Consider the following 2,393-nt stretch of genomic DNA (forward strand, 5'->3'; position numbering starts at 1 on the left):
ATTATTAAATTCTGAATTTAGATACTTCATAATTTCAGAAAAACAATCTCTTTTGTTCATTTTAGGAATAACAAATGTATTATCAATTTTTGAAAATTCAAATCCGTTTATATATTCCATAACTTCAATCTCTAAAAACAAATTGTCAAAATCATCTTTTAACAAAATAGTACACAATAAAGATTTATAATGTCTAATAGTTATAGTTCATTACATTCTTATAAAGAAAAGCAATCTCTCGATTGCTTTTTATATTTCTGTCTATTGGTATGCTTTATTTATTCTTCGAGAAAAACTTCAAGAAAAAGTTCCCTATATTTAGATTCAACATTTTTAATATAATTATCAACCTCAGCTTGTGCCTGTACTTTTAAAAAACCTTCCTTTTGCAAAACTTCTTTTAATTGATTTGTTTTTTTATCAACTTCTACATTTAAATCATCATATCCATTTTGTGATAAGCAATTAGCTGACTCTTTCCATAGTTTGTAAGAATCTGATTCTTTCATTACAGATAAATTTGGATTATCCATTTTTGTTTTAGATACGCAGAATTTTGCAATATTCAAAATTTTGTAAATGGTCAGAAATAAATTCTGGCAAGCATTAACCTGTCAACCTTTACGGTTGATGAGTTCTTTAAAATTTCAATGTGATTGAATTCACAGTATCTCCAATATTTGCTTTTTCTTGAAGACAGAAATTTAGCTTCATTATTGAAACGTATAGTCATTATATGAGCTTCTTTTTTCTGGTGAAGGTTTTTGTCATTTTTTCATGGCATCGATCTCTGTGGATCTGTACAGAGCGTTCTGAGATCTTCTGAAGCACTTCAGGAATTGCAGATTCAGCCCATAAAAATCCTTAAAAATGAGTTTGTTATAATATCAGTAGATAGATGTAATAAGGACATTTAAGTGGATTTACAAGAGCTGAAAGCGAACTTCGAAAAGATTGCCAAACAATTACAGGAGGAGACTAAATCAAATCCAGCACAGGCATCCCTGTTCGTTGCATTGCTGGGAATAATGCAGCTCTTATTTGGACTTGTAGAATCTCTGCAGCAACAGCTGGCAAATAAGACGCTCTCAAATAAAAGAGTCGCAGATGAAAATATAAACGGAAAACGTTCAGAAAAGAAGAAAGGAGTAGATTCCTCTGATAAGAATCGAGCTGACAATCTATCCTCTAAGAAAAAGACCAATCAGAAAGAGCTCAAAATAGAGCACCGTGAGAGAGTTATAGGCTATAAGGGAAAAGAGCTATCTACAGAAGAAGCAGATAAACTTATTGGCACCACCTTCACTGGTGATGACGGTAAAAGATACCGTTACACCAGAAGACTGAATTCCTCAGTAAAGCAGGAAATTGAAATCAGGCTTATACAGACTCAGTACTACAAGCTTGAATATATTGAAGTAGATGATGAAGGAAATGAGAAAATCAGCACTTTAAGGCAAACAGCATTAAGTGCAAAAACAGATTTTCTCAAGAAAACCTCAGTCAGTGTAAACATGATGTCACATATCATTTATCTCTGGATTAGACTGAAAAGTCCCCTCAACAGAGTAGCAGTTTCACTTGCAGAGTACGGAATAAAGCTATCAAGACAGCAGCTGTATAAGGATGTAGGAATTACCTCGTTTATGCTTCAGCCTGTGTATGAGCATATAAACAATGCAGAGAGAAGCTTAAATCCAGAATCGAGGAGCCGCCCTCTGAGGGAAGCAAACGTAAAGCCCAGAAATCACTGTCCAAAAGTATGCGAAGCTATATCTATGGGATTGCAGGAGAGCGAGTCTGCATCTTCAACCATGATATTTGCAGAGACTATGATATTCCAAAGAAAATACTTCTGGAGAACGGCATAGACATAAATACCTATGTAGAAACTGATGGCTTCTACAGAGGTGGCTTCAACCGTGATGAGAATGATGAAATCCTATTTCAGCATGGCTGGTGCTGGATTCACTGTAAAAGAAACTTCTGTGTACTGATGAACTATGGCACTAAGACAGATGACACACCAATCGATGCATTTATCAAATGTCACTGGGAGAAAGACATTGAAGAAGGTCGCTGGTTCTGCGATAAGATTTCCAATGCATTCCATATACTGCATCAGCTTACTGATAAATGCAAGAAAGATAGCAGACTGAATATTGTAGAGCTTAAAAATAAAGAGCTTAGACCAATAATTGAGGAAATCTGTACTGAAGCAAACAGAATTTATCCAGACATTAAGTCAACCAAAAATGAAGAAGCCAGAAGAAGCTGTTCTGAAAAGTTTCATGCAGCTATTGTGTATATCGTGAACAATGAAGATAGGCTCAAATCCTTTCTGGATTCTCCTTACGGGCTAATGCATAGTACAAGGATTGAGGAAAGTTTTA

Annotated in this window: 3 protein-coding genes; 2 read left to right on the top strand and 1 reads right to left on the bottom strand. The window is 34.7% G+C overall.

The window, feature by feature from the left end:
- Positions 1 to 278: 278 nt before the first annotated feature.
- A complete protein-coding gene (locus QZU45_RS12410; protein WP_295355751.1) occupies positions 279 to 533 on the bottom strand; it encodes a hypothetical protein in 255 nt (84 codons plus the stop codon).
- A 384-nt stretch (positions 534 to 917) separates the two neighbouring features.
- On the opposite strand from QZU45_RS12410, the gene QZU45_RS12415 reads away from it, so the two are divergent.
- Positions 918 to 1,871 carry a transposase gene (locus QZU45_RS12415; RefSeq protein ID WP_295355753.1) on the top strand — a complete coding sequence of 318 codons (954 nt, stop codon included), beginning with the start codon at positions 918 to 920 and terminating at the stop codon, positions 1,869 to 1,871.
- On the top strand, positions 1,763 to 2,393 hold a 631-nt coding region (locus QZU45_RS12420), incomplete at its 3' end, for a transposase (RefSeq protein WP_295355755.1). The genes QZU45_RS12415 and QZU45_RS12420, both read left to right, overlap by 109 nt.

Origin of the sequence: uncultured Succinivibrio sp. (assembly GCF_902756765.1) — a bacterium.
Classification (GTDB): Bacteria; Pseudomonadota; Gammaproteobacteria; order Enterobacterales; family Succinivibrionaceae; genus Succinivibrio.